The sequence below is a fragment of the Diaphorobacter sp. LR2014-1 genome (assembly GCF_002916785.1).
Classification (GTDB): domain Bacteria; phylum Pseudomonadota; class Gammaproteobacteria; order Burkholderiales; family Burkholderiaceae_C; genus Diaphorobacter; species Diaphorobacter nitroreducens.
Genome location: NZ_MTBE01000009.1, coordinates 45,164 through 62,908, shown reverse-complemented (window position 1 = coordinate 62,908; position 17,745 = coordinate 45,164). Strand labels below are relative to the sequence as shown.

Annotated in this window: 16 protein-coding genes and 1 tRNA gene; 9 read left to right on the top strand and 8 right to left on the bottom strand. The window is 63.5% G+C overall.

The features are described from left to right. Positions 1 to 710: 710 nt before the first annotated feature. Positions 711 to 4,433, top strand: coding sequence for a DUF748 domain-containing protein (locus BV908_RS09405; RefSeq protein ID WP_103737966.1), 3,723 nt, complete (start codon positions 711 to 713; stop codon positions 4,431 to 4,433). A gap of 252 nt (positions 4,434 to 4,685) precedes the next feature. Beyond that, on the top strand, positions 4,686 to 7,328 hold the full coding sequence (locus BV908_RS09400; protein ID WP_103737965.1) for a DUF349 domain-containing protein: 2,643 nt from the start codon (positions 4,686 to 4,688) through the stop codon (positions 7,326 to 7,328). Between the two features lie 69 nt (positions 7,329 to 7,397). Here the strand turns inward: BV908_RS09400 and BV908_RS09395 are convergent, their stop codons facing one another. Next, positions 7,398 to 7,961: an Rrf2 family transcriptional regulator gene (locus tag BV908_RS09395; RefSeq protein WP_011804935.1), complete on the bottom strand. Its 564-nt coding sequence runs from the start codon at positions 7,959 to 7,961 to the stop codon at positions 7,398 to 7,400. Positions 7,962 to 8,106: 145 nt separating this feature from the next. Continuing rightward, positions 8,107 to 8,475, bottom strand: a complete 369-nt coding sequence (locus BV908_RS09390; RefSeq protein ID WP_041836248.1) for a hypothetical protein — start codon at positions 8,473 to 8,475, stop codon at positions 8,107 to 8,109. A 209-nt stretch (positions 8,476 to 8,684) separates the two neighbouring features. Here BV908_RS09390 and hutG point away from each other — a divergent pair, with 209 nt between their 5' ends. After that, entirely contained in the window at positions 8,685 to 9,509 is an 825-nt protein-coding gene (gene hutG / locus BV908_RS09385; protein WP_011804937.1) for an N-formylglutamate deformylase, read from the top strand. 17 nt (positions 9,510 to 9,526) lie between these two features. Continuing rightward, positions 9,527 to 9,787, top strand: coding sequence for a hypothetical protein (locus tag BV908_RS22730; RefSeq protein WP_103737964.1), 261 nt, complete (start codon positions 9,527 to 9,529; stop codon positions 9,785 to 9,787). Positions 9,788 to 9,817: 30 nt separating this feature from the next. Here the strand turns inward: BV908_RS22730 and asd are convergent, their stop codons facing one another. Next, complete coding sequence (gene asd / locus BV908_RS09375; RefSeq protein WP_041836249.1) at positions 9,818 to 10,669, bottom strand: archaetidylserine decarboxylase; 852 nt, start codon at positions 10,667 to 10,669, stop codon at positions 9,818 to 9,820. A gap of 210 nt (positions 10,670 to 10,879) precedes the next feature. Between asd and BV908_RS09370 the strand changes: the two genes are divergently transcribed. The 5 genes from BV908_RS09370 to BV908_RS09350 all read left to right on the top strand — a co-directional run bounded on the left by BV908_RS09370 (position 10,880) and on the right by BV908_RS09350 (position 14,086). Beyond that, positions 10,880 to 12,049 (top strand): HPP family protein, encoded by a 1,170-nt coding sequence (locus BV908_RS09370; protein ID WP_103737963.1) that lies wholly within the window; start codon positions 10,880 to 10,882, stop codon positions 12,047 to 12,049. Between the two features lie 236 nt (positions 12,050 to 12,285). Then, the gene (gene infA, locus BV908_RS09365) at positions 12,286 to 12,552 is read left to right on the top strand and encodes a translation initiation factor IF-1 (RefSeq protein ID WP_011804941.1); all 267 of its coding nucleotides are present in this window, start codon (positions 12,286 to 12,288) and stop codon (positions 12,550 to 12,552) included. Between the two features lie 63 nt (positions 12,553 to 12,615). Further along, positions 12,616 to 12,692: transfer RNA gene (locus BV908_RS09360), tRNA-Pro, on the top strand. Between the two features lie 173 nt (positions 12,693 to 12,865). Continuing rightward, positions 12,866 to 13,168: a hypothetical protein gene (locus BV908_RS09355; protein WP_047351392.1), complete on the top strand. Its 303-nt coding sequence runs from the start codon at positions 12,866 to 12,868 to the stop codon at positions 13,166 to 13,168. A 147-nt stretch (positions 13,169 to 13,315) separates the two neighbouring features. Continuing rightward, entirely contained in the window at positions 13,316 to 14,086 is a 771-nt protein-coding gene (locus BV908_RS09350; RefSeq protein ID WP_047351391.1) for a heparan-alpha-glucosaminide N-acetyltransferase, read from the top strand. Positions 14,087 to 14,136: 50 nt separating this feature from the next. Here the strand turns inward: BV908_RS09350 and BV908_RS09345 are convergent, their stop codons facing one another. The 5 genes from BV908_RS09345 to BV908_RS09325 form a co-directional block, all read right to left on the bottom strand. Further along, the gene (locus BV908_RS09345; RefSeq protein ID WP_103737962.1) at positions 14,137 to 14,922 is read right to left on the bottom strand and encodes a peptidylprolyl isomerase; all 786 of its coding nucleotides are present in this window, start codon (positions 14,920 to 14,922) and stop codon (positions 14,137 to 14,139) included. Between the two features lie 67 nt (positions 14,923 to 14,989). Then, a complete protein-coding gene (locus tag BV908_RS09340) occupies positions 14,990 to 15,268 on the bottom strand; it encodes a BolA family protein (RefSeq protein ID WP_011804945.1) in 279 nt (92 codons plus the stop codon). Next, the gene (locus tag BV908_RS09335; RefSeq protein ID WP_103737961.1) at positions 15,265 to 15,825 is read right to left on the bottom strand and encodes a septation protein A; all 561 of its coding nucleotides are present in this window, start codon (positions 15,823 to 15,825) and stop codon (positions 15,265 to 15,267) included. Before BV908_RS09335 ends, BV908_RS09340 begins: the two co-directional genes overlap by 4 nt. Then, complete coding sequence (msrB, locus tag BV908_RS09330) at positions 15,822 to 16,235, bottom strand: peptide-methionine (R)-S-oxide reductase MsrB (RefSeq protein ID WP_011804947.1); 414 nt, start codon at positions 16,233 to 16,235, stop codon at positions 15,822 to 15,824. The genes BV908_RS09335 and msrB overlap by 4 nt, the downstream gene beginning before the upstream one ends. Then, positions 16,232 to 17,719, bottom strand: a complete 1,488-nt coding sequence (locus tag BV908_RS09325; RefSeq protein WP_103737960.1) for a protein adenylyltransferase SelO — start codon at positions 17,717 to 17,719, stop codon at positions 16,232 to 16,234. The genes msrB and BV908_RS09325 overlap by 4 nt, the downstream gene beginning before the upstream one ends. Between the last annotated feature and the right edge of the window lie 26 nt (positions 17,720 to 17,745).

Here is a 17,745-nt window from a genome sequence, read left to right as displayed (position 1 = left end):
TTTCTAAGTCGGCTCCTGAGCGAAGAGCACTGCCGTGGTTGCTCAGGAGTCCGGTCCTGCCAGACGGTGGGGTCTGGGTGGGTATGCCGTTCAGTCCGTTTAGGCGCGTTAGGCCCAGGGGAATCTGTTGACTGTCGTAGCCGAAATCTGTAGCGGCTAGGGTTTTTACTAGGCCTTGGTTGAGGGCTGGCGGATTCTAGGAGGTCTCCAAATTCAAGGTCAATACTAACATTTGAATTTTTTAGAACAAAAAGTTCTGTTAAATCTGTGGGAAAGCACAGATTTTTCACGCATGTCCTTTTAAGAAGGGTCTGTGCGCAAGCAATTCGACTGATTAACGAAACAGTCAATTGCATGAAATTTTTCATTGCTAAAAGCTGTTGGAAGGCGCGCTCGAATTTGCTATCTTTGAGGCGCCTGAACGACTCAGGCATCCGCCAAACGGGGCGATCAGCGCGATGAATGGCAGACAGTGCCGCATCACATGAGATCTCCTCCAAGGCAACCCCTGGAGGCAATCCCTTGCCTCCTGCGCTTGAGACGATCCTCTCCCAAGCGCAAAAAGATGGCGAAAGACCGTTGTGTCAGCCGTCAAGCCCGGTGTGCGAAGAAGTTCGACACCGGGCTTTCTTTTTTTGCGTTTTTTTACCTGCCTGCGTCGGCGCGGGAACGGTCCCATTGCGTTGGTAGCTCAACAGAATAGGTGCCGCGTGCTGCAAGCCATCAAGAACAACCCCTGGATTCGTCGATTTGCATGGTTGGTGCTGTGCTGGGGCGGCGCGTGGCTGCTCGGTTGGCTGGTGGTCCCTCCGCTGGCGCAGTCGCAGATTGAAAGGCATGCGAGTGAAGCGCTGGGGCGCAAGCTGACGGTCGAACGGGTGGAGTTTTTGCCCTGGACTTTGGAGGCCACTTTGCACGGCGTAGCCCTGGCGTCAAAGGATGGCAGTTCAGAGCAGGTACGGGTGGGCCGCATCTATATAGACGCTGAATTGCAATCCCTTTGGCGGGGCGCTCCAGTGATCGATGCGCTGCAGGTAGACGACCCGGTAGTTCGTGTCACGCAATTGGCCCCAGGGGTTTATGACGTGGATGACCTGCTCGCGCTCATGGCGGCGAAGCCGCAGGGCGAGAAATCAGCCACGGAGCCGGCACATTTCGCGCTCTTCAATATCGCATTGAAGGGTGGTGTCGTCGAATTCGATGACCGTACGGTGAAGGTGGTGCACACGTTGCGCCGCGTGGAACTGGACGTTCCTTTCCTGAGCAGTTTTTCTGCGGACCGCGAGGTCAAGGTGACGCCGCGCCTGGCGTTTGAGCTCAACGGCAGCACCTTTGATACCTCGGCGATGGCCACTCCCTTCATGGACGCCAGGCAAGCCGAGGTTCGCCTGCATATTGAGAATTTCGACCTGGCCCCCTTCGGTCGCTACCTGCCGCCCAGCGTGCCGGTGCGGCTCAAGGCGGGGCGATTGGGCGCGGATGTTCAACTAGGGTTTGAGCAGCGGGAGACCCCTCGACTGCTGATTTCCGGGGATGTGCAACTGAGCGGGGTACATGCCACCGATGCGCAGGAGCAGCCTTTGCTGCAATTCGAGGAAATGCGTGCCGTATTCAAGGAGGCGGAGCCCCTGCGGCGCAGGATCAACATTGATCTGCTGGAATGGCGCGGCGCGCGTGCACATGTACGGCGAAACGAGGCGGGTGAAGTAAAGCTTGCGGGATTGCCACGGGCCGACAGGGATGAGCACCCAGCGCCACAGACAAAGGAGTCTGCGGAGCCCTGGCGTGTCCATATCGCCAGGGTGGGTTTGCGGGATGGCTTCATCCAATGGACCGATGCCAGCCTGCCGCGGGGGACCGCCGCGTGGGAGGTGGAAGACTTGCAGGTAGAAGCGTCGTCCATTGCCTTGCCGCTGGAACAGCCCATGCAACTGCGTGCGAGTGCTTCCCTCAGGCAGTCTGCGGCCGCCGGCAGCAGCGAATCCGCGCGATTGGCTGTACTGGGCCAGGTGAGCGCCTCGCAGGCGCAGGCCGCCCTTTCCATCAAGGGCCTGCCGCTGTCCATCGCTGCGCCCTATCTGGCGGGCGTGCTGCAACCCCGCGTGGAAGGTTCCGTGGATGCGGACCTGGGAATAGCACGGCATGGCGATGTCGTGCTGGCGAAGGTGGCTGCGTTGTCCGTGGATAAGTTGGCGCTGCGTTGCGCCTCCAAGGAACAATGCGTTCCACTGCAGAGCGCAGGAATCAAGGACGCGCCTGCGGATTCACTGGCCGCGTGGAGCCGGCTGGAAGCGGGCAATGCCTGGATACGCTGGCCCCAGCGCGCCGTATCGGTAGAGCGGATTTCGTTGCAGAGGCCGCGCCTGCTGCTGTCGCGCACTCGCACGGGGGAGTGGATGTTTGAACAGTGGGGCGTGTCGCCCCCGGGGGTGACGGGGCCCAACGCGGACGCTCCAAAGGCTGCGGGTCTTCCCTGGTCCATGGGGCTGGCTTCCCTGGAGATCGATGGCGCAGCAGTGGCTTTGCGCGACGCGGCAGCGCAGAGCGCCGTAGCGCTGAATGTGTTCGATCTGCAGCTGCACGCGCGGGATCTCGCTTATGCGGACGGGCGGGTCACTCCCACGTCATTGCGCCTGGAAGGCCGGGTGGGTGCAGGGAGGACTGAACCCGGGCGATTGCGCTACGAGGGCTCGGTGGCGATGGCGCCCGTTCTGACGGCGCAGGGCAAGGTACACGCCCAACACCTGCCGTTGCACGCGCTGGAGCCCTATGTAGGGCAGGAGCTTAATGTCGACGTCCTCCGCGCCGATGGTGGCTTCGACGGAGACGTGCGCTATGTCCAGGGGAATGCCGGCGCCACTGTTTCAGTCAAGGGGGATGTGTCGCTGGACGAGGTGCGCGTGCGCGCCAAGGCTGGCTTGGACATGCCTGAGGAGACGAAGGCCGGCGAGCGGACCGTAGGTGCCCGGGGCGTAGGCGCGCGGGGCGAGGATCTGCTGCGCTGGAAATCCCTGGCGTTGCGCGGGGTGGCGATGAATTTGCAGCCAGACCAGCCTGTGTCTCTGGATGTGAAGGAAACGGCGCTCAGCGATTTCTTCGCACGGATCATCGTGCAGGAAGACGGCCGCATCAATTTGCAGGATATTCGCAAGGCGTCGGCAGCGGAAGACGCGGTTGCGGCATCGAACGCTGCGGCCGCCGCTCCGGCAGCGGCCCCTTCGGCTCCGCAGATCCGCTTTGGTCCCGTGGCGCTGACCAATGGGTCGGTGCGTTTCACGGATTACTTCATCAAACCCAACTACTCTGCCGACCTGAGTGCACTCACGGGCCGGTTGAGCGCATTTTCCTCGGTGTCGCCGGAGGCGGGGGCAGCGCCGCAGATGGCCGACCTGGAATTGCGCGGTCGCGCCCAGGGGACGGCGTCACTGGAAGTCACCGGCCGCATCAACCCGCTGGTCAAGCCCCTGGCGCTGGATATTCAGGGGCGCATGCGTGACCTTGAGCTGCCCCCGTTGTCGCCTTACAGCATCAAGTACGCGGGTCATGGGATAGAGAAGGGCAAGCTCAGCATGGACGTGGCGTACAAGATCTTGCCCGATGGGCAGCTCATCGCTACCAACAAGCTGGTATTGAACCAACTGGCGTTTGGGGAGCCCGTGGAGGGCGCGTCCGCCAGTCTGCCCGTGCGGCTGGCGACGGCCCTGCTGGCGGACCGCAATGGGATCATCGACGTGGATCTGCCCATCAGCGGCTCCCTCAACGACCCCGAATTCCGTCTCGGAGCGGTCATCCTGAAGGTCATCGGCAACCTCATCATGAAAGCGATCACCGCCCCCTTTTCCCTGTTGGCTGGCGCTTTCAGCGACGCGGGCGAGCAGGGCGCGGTTCTCTTCGCGCTGGGCAGTGCAGAACTGGATGAGAAGGCCCGACAGCAACTGGAGAAAATCGCCAACGAACTGAACAACCGCCCCGCACTGAAGGTCACGGTCGTGGGTTGGGCACAGCCCGACGCCGAGCAGCTGGCATGGAAACGCCAGCGCTTGCGAGACATGGCCGAGGCACAAAAGCGCAGGGCAGCCATCCGTGCGGGTGAACCTGCGGACAGCATCGCACCGCTCACTGACGAGGAATACCCCGCGCTGCTGAAGGAGTTGTATCGCCGGTCCGACATCCGCAAACCGCGCAACTTCGTCGGCTTGGCGAAGGACGTACCCGTTGCAGAGATGGAGGCCCTGCTGATGCACAACCTGACAATTCCGGACAACGCCATGGCGGATCTGGCCCTGGCGCGAGGGGTGGCCGTGCGGGACTACCTGGCGCAACAGCAAGTCCCGCTTGAACGTTTGTTCGTAGGCGCAAGCAAGCTGCAGCCGGGCGGGGAGGGCGATGCGCGATGGCAGCCGAAGGCAGAGCTTTCTTTGAATGCTCAGTGAGGGGTGCGCGGGATTTTGTAACCTCACAGGGTGTGGCTACCGGTACAGTACCGTTCGAATGCGAGCGCGGTTCCCGCGCCATCCCGTCTATCCCTCAGATTCCTGATCTGGCGCAGCGGGAAGGCGGTGTAAAACCGGGCGAAAATAGCCGCTTGTCCGTGAGCGATGCCCACCTACTGCTTGCGCTGTTGGCGCAAGGTGGCTCGCTTGCACCTTGATGAATCCATGTTCCCTTTTTCTTCACGTAGCAAAATGTCCGACGCATCTGACGCGACCCCGGTCCCTGCCAAAACCAGCGAGCCGCATCCCCTTGATGCGTTGACGGGCGGCGCTTTCTCTGCGGCCACGTCGGGTGAACGCTCGGCACGCATCCGTGAATGGTTGTCCACCCAGCCTGGCGTGGAAAAGCTCCAGGAAGTATTCAAGGAATTGAGTGCGCGGGACAAAGGCGCCGCGCGCGCAGTGCGTGAGCGACTGGACGAGATTCGGCGCGCGGAGGGCCAGGAGGCGATCGCCGCCGAATGGGCAGCCAAGGCCGAAGCGCTGCTCGCAGCCGCCAAGCTCAACATTGCCGACGCGCTCGCCTGGCAGCGCGATGCGGCCAAGGCCGGCGCGCCGCTGTCCCGCGAACCTCTGTCGGTGCTCAAACAGCATCTGAACGAGCGCGTGAAAACCATCGAAGATCTGCAGCATCGTGTTCAGGTGCAGCGCGAAGCCGCCGTTCTGCTCGCGCAGCGCATCGAAGTGCTCTCCACCAAACCGTGGAAGGATGCGCAGTCTGCGCTGGAACTGCTGAACGCCGATGTCGGCCGCTGGCAGGAGCAGGCCCAGGCACTTGCCGACGACAGTGCCTGGCCTAGCGTAGAGGCGCGCTTTCCCGCGTTGCTCGATGCTTCGCGCACCCAGCTGCTGGTGGTGTGGGAAGCGTTTCAGTCGGCATTGGCGCAGGCTGTGCTTGCGGCAGAAGACCCCTCGGCTCCCCTGCCGCCCGTGCCCGTGTGGTCCGACGAACTGCGCCAGGCGCGCGGGCTACCCCCAGAAGCGGGAGCCGCCGCCAAGACGCCTGCCCCCCGCCCATCCAAGCCGCAGGCGACTCCTGAAATGCGCGAGAAGGCCTTGCAGGCCGTCCAGGAGGCCCTGGCCAAGCTGGAGCAGGAAACCGCACAGGGCCATGGCAAGGCCAGCGCTGGCGCAGCGACTGCGCTGCGCGCCGTGCTTAAGGTGCACGGCAAGTTGATCGATGCCGAACTGGAGCAGAAAGTGCACGCCGCCCTCGTGGCCGCGGGCGAGTTGGAGGGCTGGCAGCGCTGGAGCGCCGACCAGGTGCGCGAGGATCTCGTGGCACGGGCCGAGGCACTGCTGCGCAGGCCGGAAGGACAGTCCCTCGGTGGGCGCAAGATGCAGGAAACGCTGCGCCAGCTGCGCGAGCAGTGGAAGCAGGCCGACCAGGGGGCGCTGGCCAACCACGCCCTGTGGAAGAAATTCGACGATGCGTGCAATGCCGCGCACAAGGTGGTCGAGGGCTGGCTGGAGAAGGTGCGTGCCGAAGGTGCCGAACACCGTGCGCAGCGGTTGGCGCTGATCGAAGAGGTGAATGCCTGGGCCCAATCGCAGGCCGCTGCCGCTGTGCAGGACTGGAAGTCCTTTAGTCGTGCATTGCACCAGTTTGCCGAGCGTTGGCGCACCGGTGGCCATGTGAGCGAAAAGATGTTCGCTGAACTGCAGCCACTGTGGAAGCAGGCACTGGCGGCTGCCAGCGCTCCGCTGGAGGCTGCGCAGAAGGCCAGCCTGGAGCGCCGCCACGCCATGATCGACGAGGCAGGCGCCCTGGGTGCGGCCCCGGGTCTGCGCATCGATGCCATCAAGGCCTTGCAGCAGCGTTGGCAGGCCGAGGCGCAGGCGGTGCCGCTGGATCGCAAGCATGAGCAGAAGCTCTGGGACGCGTTCCGCAAGCCCATCGACGAGGCGTTCAACCGCAAGTCGGCCGAACGTGAGCGCAGTGCCTCCGAGTTGAGCGCGCGCGACCGGGCCGTGCTGGAGGCATCCAAGGCGCTGGAGGCCGCCAATGCGTCGGGCGATGCGCAGAAGATCCGCGGTGCCATGGCCGCGCTGGAGCGCGCGCTGAAGGAGCCAGCCGGCGAATCGGGGGGGTCCGAGAATTTAGATAAAAAAGCCGATCAAACCCTTGATGGTCAAGCGCAAGCAGCTACTGATTCGGTAGCAGATCAAAACGATGCGCCGACTTCCAAACCCGTGCCTGCGGCGCGCCCGGTGGTGGCCGTGCGTGGCGATGACCGGCCGGGGGCGCGCAAGGCGGTGCCCGCGCAGCCCACGGTCACCGGCCGTGGTGGCGACCGGCGTGACGGCCGCGGCCCACGGGACAGCGGTATGCAGGGGCGGGGGCGGGAGCGCGATGGTGCTGCTGCTGCGCGAGGTCCGCGTCTGGGTGATGCGGCTTTCCGCGCGCAACGCGACGCCATGGAGCATGCGCAGGGCGCGCTGCGCAAGCTGGCGGCACAGGCCCATGGCGAAGCGCTCACGCAGCTGTTGTCGGCCTGGAAAAGCCGCGACGCTGCGCAATTGCCCAGCGTCCAGGAACTGGGCGGCAAGGTGCCCCCCACGGCGCGTACAGCCTGGTCGCAGGCGATTGCGGCACCTGCGGCCGGGGGGGCCCCGGAAGCATTGCTGCGGCTGGAGATCGCGGCGGAGGTCCCGACGCCCGCAGACCAACTGGCCGCACGGCGCGCTCTGCAGCTGCAGTTGCTCACGCGTCGCAACGATCCGTCGCCGGCGCAAACCTGGACGCAGGATGTGGCGCGCGTGCTGGAAGGCGCCAGCGACGAGGTAGGCGCGCGCCGTCTGCAGAGCGCATTGAAGGTCCTGCTCGGCAAATAGTCGGCAGTGTCGTCGCCCAGGGCGGGCATCCGTGTCGTTCCGGAGAAGGACGCTACGGATGCCGGCGCATCAACTCGTCCGGGTGCGCGGAACGGCAAGCCCCAAGGCAAATACGGAGTTCGGCACATCCCCTGACGGTAGCTGGGTTTTCGCTGCCCGTCGGCCTGTGGTGCTGGCGGGCGGGGCCACTACCACGGCTGCAGAATGGTCGGCATGGCAGGCGCTGGCTTCCCGTTGGGTCAGCAGGTCCGCCACCGTAATGGACTGCAGGTATTCCATGACACGCGAGTGAAAGCTGGCCCACAGCTCGGCCGTCATCTCGCCTGGTGCCGATGCGGTGCCAGTGTCCGTGCCCTTGTCATCGGCGCCGCCCATGTATTTTTCGGAGGCGATGACGATATCGGCCACGGAGAGTTCCTGTGGCGGCCGTGTCAGTGTGTACCCCCCGCCGGGCCCGCGAATGCTGTGGACCAGGCCGGCGCGGCGCAGTGCGCTGAAGATGTCTTCGAGATACGACAGGGAGATGCCTTGGCGGGCGCTGATGGAGGGAAGCGCGATCGGCCGGCCGTGGGAGCGCAAGGCCAGATCGGTGACCGCAGTGACGGCGAGTTTGCCTCGGGTGGTCAAACGCATGGTGCTGTTCCTGAGGGTAGGAAAAGGGCCTGAAGCCATCGGTCCGATGGTCAGGAGGGAAAAGAGGAGGGGTTGCACGCCGGAGTTGCGCGGCGCACCTGTCTTTCGCGTTCGCAGAACGACGCGTCCAGGCGGGCGCAACCTTTTAGACGCGCAGAGCCAGAGACCTGGGAGGTTTAGGCTGCTTTTTCAGCACAGGGGAGAGGGCGGCTCTCTCCCATTGCGCGGGGCAACTGAACAAGCCATGGAGGGGCTTGCCGCGAAAGGCGCGTATGTTCTGATCGTCCGGGAGATCCTGCTGCGCGTCCATCAGGCCGTGCTCGCCTTCGGATAAGGCGTCGTTTGCCACGGAAGGGTCAGCGGCTATTGCCATTGCGGCCTCGCCTGCTGGTGCCAGCTGCACGGAGGCGACCGCTGGCCGCAGGTGTTCCACGGGTGGCACCTTGCCAAATGCGGAGACACCCACGCTCAGCAGGAAGTGGAGGGTGAAAACCGCAATCAACCATCTCGGCATGGTGGACAAATTATACGGGCGGGTCCTCAAAGCCCTTCGGCAATACATGAGGACAGTGGTCTGACTCATTGGCCTTTGGCTACACGCGCGTGTGTCGTTGCCGGTGCAGCAGGGGGGACGGGATCCCTTGAGCCTCAAGATGATGCGCCATACTGCGGCCCAGGTTGCGCACTAACGCCAACTGTTGGTTCGCCCGCTTGTCCATTGCCATGAATGTCGTGCCTTCCGATTGCCCCCCTTTCACCTTCCACAGAGGCACCGCGCCACTGCTGGTTTCCATGCCCCACGTGGGCACCCATGTGCCAGACGCCATCGCAAGGCGCCTCAATCCCGAGGCGCGGAGCGTTCCGGACACCGATTGGCATCTGGAACGGCTCTACGGTTTTGCGAAGTCGATGGGAGCTTCAGTACTGGTCGCCACGCACTCGCGCTATGTGATTGACCTCAATCGCCCTCCTGATGACTCCAGCCTCTACCCAGGCCAGAGCGTCACTGCGCTGTGCCCTGTGGACGCCTTTGACAGCACGCCGTTGTATAGCGGCAGGCCCGTGCCGGACGCAGCCGAGGTTGCCGCGCGGCGCGAGGCATTGTGGGAGCCCTACCATGCCCAGTTGCGGGAAGAGTTGAACCGTATGCGCGCCACCCATGGCGTGGCGGTGTTGTGGGATGCGCACTCGATTCGGTCGGTCCTTCCGCGCTTCTTCGACGGCACATTGCCAGACCTGAACCTGGGTACCGCCGGAGGCACGAGCTGCGATGCAGCGCTGGCGCAGGAGCTGTTTGCCATTGCCAAAACGGCACCCGACCACACGGCCGTGCTCAACGGACGGTTCAAGGGAGGCTACATCACGCGCCGTTACGGCGAGCCTGCGCGCAACATCCACGCGGTCCAACTGGAGATGACACAGTGCAGCTATATGCAGGAGGCACCGCCGTTCAACTACCTGCCAGAGCGCGCCGGGCGCATTCAGCCCACGCTGCAACGCATGGTGGAGGCAGCACTCCGGTTCGCGCAGCAACGGTCATTGCGCTGACGCGCTAAGATGCGCGCATGCAGGTTTCCAGCCCCTCTCTCGTAGCGCAAGATCCGGCCGAGGCTCCGTGGGGATGGTCCAGACAATTCCGCATGCCGGTCTTCAAGCCGGGCACCCGGGTGAGGCGAGCCGGAAGTTGGGAAACCGTCAGCCATGTAGCACTGCGGCGCCAGGATCTGGCCGTGTACCTGGTGGGGCACGCTGAACCCGTGGACCCCCTGGATCTGGAGCTCGAACCCACCTTGTTTACCACTGCTCGGGTGCCGGAGAGGCACTGAACAGCGGGAATCAACGCACCAATAGGTGAACTAGATGCCGCAGCGGTGCGCCATGGCTTCACCCAGCCGCACGGGCCGCGCTGCTTCCCATCCCGGCATGAACTGCACTGCGCCGCGGGGAAACAGCAGCACGACCGTGGAGCCCAGCAGAAAACGCCCCATTTCATCACCCTGACGAAGCACGACTTCTCGGTCCCCATAATCCCAGCGGCGCGGTTGGCCGGTACGTGGTGGATTGACCTGGCCGTGCCATACCGTGGCCATGCTGCCGACAATGGTGGCGCCTACCAGCACGAGCGCCATGGGGCCCAGGGGCGTTTCGAACAGGCAGATCACACGTTCGTTGCGCGCAAACAGTCCGGGCACACCGCGTGCGGTGGCCGGGTTCACTGAAAACAATGCCCCAGGCACATGGTCCATACGCACCAGTCGTCCATCGCACGGCATGTGAATGCGGTGGTAGTCGCGTGGACTGAGATAGATGGTGGCGAAGCTGCCATCCTGGAACTGCGCGGCCATTTCGGCGTCGCCGCCAAGCAGAGCCGCGGTGGAGTAGAGGTGGCCCTTGGCTTGGAAGATCTGGTCCTGCTCGATGGAGCCGATCTGGCTGACCGTTCCATCCACAGGGCATACCACCGCAGCATCGGCAAGCGGGCGCAGTCCAGGGCGCAACGCACGTGTGAAGAAGTCGTTGAAGGTTGCGTAGCTTGCAATGTCCGGATTGGCCGCCTCGCTCATGTCTACGCCGTAGTGCGCCACAAACCGGCGGATGACCGCGGTGGTCAATTGGCCCGCGCGCGCAGACGCCATACGTCCGGCAAAGGAGGTCAGGGCTTGTTTGGGTAACAAGTACTGAGGCAGTACGGCGATACGATCAGACACGTGGCGGTAATCCTGGTGATGGAGCCGCATGATTCTAAGGGGGAGGGTGGATTGCGCCCCAGCCGTGCGTCCCGTGCGGTTGTGGATGCCCGTAATGGTACAAAAAACCACATGCCCTGCAAGTTCAGGGCTTGCCCGGATAATGCCCGGCTTCCTCGAGCCACGGCCGCCGCGCCGATTCTCTGCGCAGCTTGGCGCCTTCTCCCATTCATGTCTGCACCCCCATTCCCTCGCACAGACGCTGCGGTAGAGCCGCCGACGTCAGTCTTGCGGCGCGTCGCTGGCTGGCTGCGCCTTTTCTGGCCGGCACCCGCTGGCGTCAATCAGCGCGAACGCTTGCGCATGGTGTCGGGTATCACGCTTTGCGTGGCCGTGGTGGCGCTGTTTGCGCATTGGTTCGGGGCTGGCCTGCCGGTCCCGTGGATGGTGGCCTCCCTGGGCTCCAGCGCGGTGCTCATCATTGCGATGCCGTCCAGTCCCCTCGCCCAGCCGTGGCCAGTGCTGGCGGGCAGCGTGCTGTCGTACATGGTAGGCGTTGCCTGCGCCACGCTGGTTCCCCACGTCGCTCTGGCCTGCGGCGCAGCCGTGGGACTTGCCGTGGCGGTCATGCTGGCATTGCGCTGCCTGCACCCCCCAGGCGGGGCGATGGCCTTGTTCGCTGTGCTCAATCCGCAGGACGGCGCGGCTTTTGCGGTATTTCCGGTGCTGCTCAATATGCTGGCGCTGGTGTTGATGGGGATGGCCTTCAATCACTTGACCGGGCGCAGCTATCCGCATGCACAAAGAGCGCGGGGGGCCGCGCATAAGGGATCTGGCGCTTTCATCTCGGCCGATTTGGATGCCGCCTTATCGCACTACAACCAAGTGCTGGATGTCAGTCGCGCCGACCTGGAGGGGCTTTTGCACTTGGCTGGCAAGGCCGCCTTCCAGCGCACGCTTGGCGAGCTGCGATGCGGCGAGATCATGTCATCACCGGTGCATGCGGTGGTTGCCGAGACGCCCCTCAAGGATGCCTGGGCGCTCATGCGCAAGCATGCCGTCAAGGCGTTGCCGGTAGTGGACGGGGCGCGCAGGGTGGTCGGCATCGTCACGGTGGCAGACTTCATGCGCCTGGCCAATCTGGACATGCATGAAGGCATGGGCCAGCGTCTACGCTCGCTCATCATGGGGCGGCCCAAACGTCCCGAGCAAGTACAAGGCCTGATGTCGTCTCCCGTGCAGCAGGTGCTGTCTGAACAGCATGTGATGGATCTGGTGCTTCTGTTCTCCGAGGCGGGGCACCACCACATTCCGGTGGTGAACGATGCGCAGGAACTGGTTGGCATCATCACGCAGACGGACCTCGTGAAGACCTTGGCTGCCGCGGTTGCCCGGCCATAGGCCCGGCTTCGACATCGCAGTACAATTCCGCCGCTTATGCACAGCGCTTCGCCTGTCCATTGAAGCCGTTTCCCCGGCCTTACGGCCTCCTGCGCCTTTGGTGCAGCAACTCACCTGCCTGCATTGCACCTTGCTTCGAGCCCCTCAAGGGCCGATGCGGCCCTTGGGTTAGTGGACGCATCGGCTTTTTCCAGGCGCCGCCATAGATAATTGTTATCAAGAGACTGACCACACACATGGCCAAAGAAGAACTGATTGAAATGCAGGGTAGCGTGACCGAAGTCCTGCCGGATTCGCGCTTTCGCGTGACGCTGGACAACGGCCACCAACTCATCGCCTATACCGGCGGCAAGATGCGCAAGCACCATATCCGCATCCTGGCAGGCGACAAGGTGTCGCTGGAAATGTCGCCCTACGACCTGACCAAGGGCCGTATCACTTTCCGCCACCTTGCAGGGCGCGGCCCTGGGCCGGGCACCGGCTCGTCATCTGGCAATCGCTGAGTGTGACAAATACCGCCGATTTTTGGCGGTGAACAGAATCTGGCAGGTTAGAATGCCAGCTGTCGGAGCGTAGCGCAGCCTGGTAGCGCATCTGCTTTGGGAGCAGAGGGTCGCGAGTTCGAATCCCGCCGCTCCGACCAATTGAATCAAGGGGTTAGGTCTATTGACCTAACCCCTTTTGTTTTTGATTTTGCGGACTGTCATGTTCGCTGGCTAGGTGACAGACAATTCCCGCTGGGCTTCCCCGGCACCGTCTTACATCAGTGCCGTTCCTGTCTTCCTAGGATGATTTTTTCATTGCAGGAGCAGAAGCATGTCTGAAGAAGCAGTATTTGGTACGGCGCCTCTTTCCGAAAGGCTGGCGGCAGACCAGAAACAACGCGCACGCGACCGTGGACATTTCAACAACTACGGTATGCGGGACGACTCCACGGACGAGCCTATTGTGGATGGTGAAAATGCGGCGGATGGCGGCCAGGCGCGACGCTTTGGAGCGGGTGGCGATGAGTCCACCTATGCAAACCGGGCCGGCCGACTCCAGGAGGCAGAGCAGTCCAGCGCCGGGGAGCCTGCTATGAATTTGGTGAACGAGTCAACGTCTGCAAAGAAACCTTAATGCGGCGGCGTCGCCGTGATACGCACCCCATAATTTGACACCTCCCCCTGCTTGCTGGGTTGTCCTGATCGGGCGAGTACTGGGGAGGGTGATCATTGAAGGCTGGCTTGAAGCGCCAGCCTTTTTCCTGGACTTGTGGGATGCGTTTTGCTGACGACCGCTCAAAAAACTGCCGAGACACGCCATGACCGACTGGACGCATTGCGCGGGTTCGCCATGGTGTGGATGACGGCCTTCCATTTCTGCTTCGACCTCAGCCATTTTGGCTACTGGCCCCAGGACTTCCGGGCAGATCCCTTGTGGACTGTGCAGCGAACCCTCATCGTCAGTCTGTTCCTGGGATGTGCGGGGCTGGCACAAGCGGTGGCTTGGCAACGTCAGGTTGGGTGGGCGCGTTTCGCCCGTCGCTGGAGCCAGATCACGGCCTGTGCATTGCTGGTAACGGTTGGTTCTTTTCTGATGTTCCCGCGCAGCTTCATTTACTTTGGGGTGCTGCACGGCATGGCAGTGATGCTCGTCATCACGCGGCTGACGGCGGGATGGGGCGGGTGGCTGTGGTTGGCCGGGCTGCTGGCACTGGTGTCGCCTTGGGTCGCAGGCTGGGCGCTGCAGGGGCCTCTTTCAGAATGGGCGCCCCTATTCAATGGACGGGGCCTTAACTGGTTGGGCTGGATTTCGCGAAAGCCCTTTACCGAAGACTATGTGCCGCTCTTTCCGTGGCTGGGCGTCATGTGGTGGGGGATGGCGGCGGGGCAGTGGCTCGTTGTGCGTTCGGACGGCTGGCTGTCCCGCCCGTTGCCGCGTGTGGTAGCGCCCCTGGCTGGTTTGGGACGCTATAGCCTCAGCTATTACATGCTGCACCAGCCCGTCTTGATCGGAGGACTGTTGCTGGCTGGCTGGCTGGCGGGACGGGCATAAAAAAACGCGGCCCGAAGGCCGCGTTGTCGTGCGCGAGGCGCCTGTAGTGGTTACTCCACCTTGGCCTTGGCGCGCAGGTCTTCCTGGAACTTCGCCAGTTTCTGCTGCTGCAGTTGCTGGGCGATCTGGGGCTTGACCTCTTCCAGCTTCGGCAGCTGGGCTTCGCGCACATCGTCCAGGCGGATGACGTGCCAGCCGAACTGGCTCTTCACGGGAGTCTGGGTCATCTTGCCCTTCTCCAGCTTCACCAGCGCTTCCGTGAACTCAGCCACGTAGCTGCTCGGGCTGGCCCAGTCCAGGGCGCCACCGCGGGCGCCGGATCCGGGGTCCTTGGATTGCTTCTTCGCAATGTCCTCGAACTTGCCACCCTTCTTGATGGAAGCAATGATGGCCTTGGCCTCGTCTTCCTTTTCGACCAGGATGTGGCTGGCCTTGTATTCCTTGCCAGCGTTGGCGGCCACGAACTTGTCGTACTCGGCCTGGATCTCGGCATCGGTCACGGGGTTGTTCTTCTGGAAATCCGCGAACAGTTCACGGATCAGAATGGTCTGGCGTGCCAACTCCATCTGGGCCTTGTAATCGGCAGAGCCTTCCAGGCCGCGCTTTTGCGCTTCCTGCATGAAGATCTCGCGGGCGATTACTTCTTCCTTGATCTGGTTTTCCAGTTCGGGCGTGACCGGGCGGCCCGAACGCTCCACCTGCTGCTTCAGGACTTCGGCACGTTCCTTGGGAACCGCCTTGCCATTGACGATGGCGAGGTTTTGCGCGGCAACGGGCAATGCCATCGTGCCCAGCACGGCTGCGGCCACGAGGCCGGACAAGAGCTTTTTCTTCATTGAGAATCCACTGATTGGGAAATAGGCTGCAGACGACTGGCTGCAACGCCCTTGGATCGGGGTTGTTTCAGAGAGTTTCAATGGCAATGGCGTGGGCGCCTTGGTCAATGAAAATCTGCAGCGCATCATACACAAGGCGATGCTGTGCAACCTTGCGCTTGCCTGTAAATAACGGTGACGCGATGCGCACGCGGAAATGGGTGCCAAACCCGGTTCCATTGGCGCCGGCATGGCCTTCGTGCTGCCAGCTTTCGTCCACCACTTCCAGATGGGTGGGCGATAGTGCGGCGCGCAGGCGTTCGGCCATGGCCTCTGCCGTGATAGCGATGGAGGGCGTGGTGTTCATGGTTGCAGGTCCTTGGGCGCGGCATCGCCCTCATCCTTGACGTGGCGGCTCAGGTACAGCGCCTGGGCAATGACGAAGGCGAACATCAGGCCGATGCCTCCGAACAGTTTGAAGTTCACCCAGGTGTCGGTGTCGAAGTTGTAGGCCACCCACAGATTGAGTACACCCATGGTGGCGAAAAAGCCCGTCCAGCCCCAGTTCAGGTTGCGCCACACGGGCGCGGGCAGATCGATCTGAGCGCCCATGAGTGACTGGATGAAGTTTTTGCGGAACATCAACTGGCCGACGAGCAAGGTGCCGCCCATGAGCCAGTAGAGCACGGTGGGCTTCCATTTGATGAAGGTTTCGCTGTGTGCCAGCAGGGTGGCGCCGCCGAACAGCACGATGACGCCCAGGCTCAGCCATTGCAGGGGTTCGACCTTGCCGTGCTTGAGGCGGATGTAACCGATCTGCACGACGGTGGCGGCAATCGCCACGGCCGTGGCCACGTAGATGCCCCAGACCTTGAATGCGGCGAAGAACAGGATGATCGGAAAGAAGTCGATGAGCAGTTTCATGGCGCCGGGGGTTCGAAATCGAGCGAGGCGGAGTTCATGCAATAGCGCAGACCCGAAGGAGCCGGGCCGTCGGGGAATACATGGCCCAGGTGGGCCCCGCATTGTGCACACACGGTCTCGGTGCGCACCATGCCGTGGCTGCGGTCCTCGATCTCCCGAATGGCACCGGGCACGGCAAGCGAGAAGCTGGGCCAGCCGCAGCCCGCGTCGAACTTGGTGTCGGAGTCGAACAGCTTGGCGCCGCAGCAGACGCAGTGGTAGCTGCCGTCGGCCCAGTGGCCTTCGTACTTGCCGCTGAAGGGCCGCTCGGTGGCCGCGTGACGCGTGACCTGGTAAGCCGCGGGCTCGGCGCCCTTGGCCTGCAGCAGCGCCTGCCATTCGTCTTCGGTTTTCTGGATGGGGTAGGTCATGAGGAACAGCTGATGGAGATGGAGGACGCCCAGTCGGGCGGAAAGCCGGCGTAGGCCTCGTGCCCCGGGTGGTCGTCGAAGGGGCGCGCCAGCAACCTTTGCAATGTTTGGAGTTCGGAGAAGTCCCCGAGTTTCGCGGCGCGAATCGCCTGTTCGCCCAGGTGGTTGCGCAGCACGACGCGCGGGTTGGTTTTATGCATCAAATCGGCTGCTAGCGCCCATCCATCAAGCGCTAATAGCTCCTTATATTGTAGCAACCAGGCGTCCAGAGCTGCACGGTCCAGGAACAGATCGCGCACGGGTTCGAAATCCTCCGTGGCTACTGCACCGGACAGCCGACGCCAGAAGATGGGGTAGTCCACGCGGTCGGCGGCCAGCAGGCGCAACAGACCATCGACCCATGCGGCGTCGCCTTCGCGCGCCTGCTGCAGGCCGAGCTTGGCGCGTATGCGCGCCAGGAACTGCCGGCCAAAGCTGCCTTCGTACGACTGCAGCGCGGCGCGCGCCGTGTCCACCTCGCCGATCAGCGGCAGCAGCGCCTGGGCCAGACACAACAGGTTCCAGTACGCCACGCTGGGCTGGCGGTCGAAGGCGTAGCGGCCGCGTACGTCGCTGTGATTGCAGATGTGTCCGGGGTCGAAAGCATCCAGAAACTGGAAAGGCCCGTAGTCCATCGTGAGGCCCAGGATGCTCATGTTGTCGGTGTTCATGACGCCATGGCAAAAACCCACGGCCTGCCATTGCGCCAGCAGTGCAGCGGTGCGCTCGCTCACGGCATGCAGCAGTGCGGCGTAGGCGTTGCCTTCCCATTCCTGCGAGCGGCGGCAGTCGGGGTAGTAGCGGTCGATCACGTAGTCGGCCAGGGCGCGCAGCTCGGCTTCGTGGCCGCGCGCCGCGAAGTGCTCGAAGTGGCCGAAACGGATGAAGCTGGGCGCTACGCGCGTGACCACGGCGGCGGTTTCCACCTCCTCGCGCTGCACGGGCGCGGGCGAACCGGTCACGCACAGCGCGCGCGTGGTCGGTATGCCCAGCGCGTGCATGGCTTCGCTGCACAGGAATTCGCGGATCGACGATCGCAGCACGGCGCGGCCGTCGCCCATGCGCGAATAGGGCGTGCGCCCGCTGCCCTTGAGCTGCACCTCTTGGCCCGTGGCGGTTTCGCCCAGCAGGATGGCACGGCCATCGCCCAACTGGCCGGCCCACACGCCGAACTGGTGGCCGCTGTACACGCTGGCCAGCGGCTGGCTGCCGGGCAGCAGGGCGTTGCCTGTGAAGGCCTGCAGTGCGTCGTCGCGCTGCTGCCAGGCTTCGGGCAGGCCCAGCAAGGCGCCTACCTCGGCGCTGGTGCCCACCCAGTGAGGCTGGGGCAGGGGAGTGGGGCGCAGCGGCGTGAAGAAGGCCGAGCCCAGCGCGGCGAAGCCCGGCTGCCAGGCGGGCACCAGTGGCGCGACCGGGGTAGCGTCAGGGGTGGGGGCAAACGTCATGCGGGGATTGTCCCCCGGGCCCCTAT

Excerpts from the sequence above, each read along its gene's own strand:
- BV908_RS09400 (WP_103737965.1), top strand. The coding sequence starts at position 4,686 with ATGTCCGACGCATCTGACGCGACCCCGGTCCCTGCCAAAACCAGCGAG.
- BV908_RS09395 (WP_011804935.1), bottom strand. The coding sequence starts at position 7,961 with ATGCGTTTGACCACCCGAGGCAAACTCGCCGTCACTGCGGTCACCGAT.
- BV908_RS09390 (WP_041836248.1), bottom strand. The coding sequence starts at position 8,475 with ATGCCGAGATGGTTGATTGCGGTTTTCACCCTCCACTTCCTGCTGAGC.
- hutG (WP_011804937.1), top strand. The coding sequence starts at position 8,685 with ATGAATGTCGTGCCTTCCGATTGCCCCCCTTTCACCTTCCACAGAGGC.
- BV908_RS22730 (WP_103737964.1), top strand. The coding sequence starts at position 9,527 with ATGCAGGTTTCCAGCCCCTCTCTCGTAGCGCAAGATCCGGCCGAGGCT.
- BV908_RS09370 (WP_103737963.1), top strand. The coding sequence starts at position 10,880 with ATGTCTGCACCCCCATTCCCTCGCACAGACGCTGCGGTAGAGCCGCCG.
- infA (WP_011804941.1), top strand. The coding sequence starts at position 12,286 with ATGGCCAAAGAAGAACTGATTGAAATGCAGGGTAGCGTGACCGAAGTC.
- BV908_RS09355 (WP_047351392.1), top strand. The coding sequence starts at position 12,866 with ATGTCTGAAGAAGCAGTATTTGGTACGGCGCCTCTTTCCGAAAGGCTG.
- BV908_RS09345 (WP_103737962.1), bottom strand. The coding sequence starts at position 14,922 with ATGAAGAAAAAGCTCTTGTCCGGCCTCGTGGCCGCAGCCGTGCTGGGC.
- BV908_RS09340 (WP_011804945.1), bottom strand. The coding sequence starts at position 15,268 with ATGAACACCACGCCCTCCATCGCTATCACGGCAGAGGCCATGGCCGAA.
- BV908_RS09335 (WP_103737961.1), bottom strand. The coding sequence starts at position 15,825 with ATGAAACTGCTCATCGACTTCTTTCCGATCATCCTGTTCTTCGCCGCA.
- msrB (WP_011804947.1), bottom strand. The coding sequence starts at position 16,235 with ATGACCTACCCCATCCAGAAAACCGAAGACGAATGGCAGGCGCTGCTG.
- BV908_RS09325 (WP_103737960.1), bottom strand. The coding sequence starts at position 17,719 with ATGACGTTTGCCCCCACCCCTGACGCTACCCCGGTCGCGCCACTGGTG.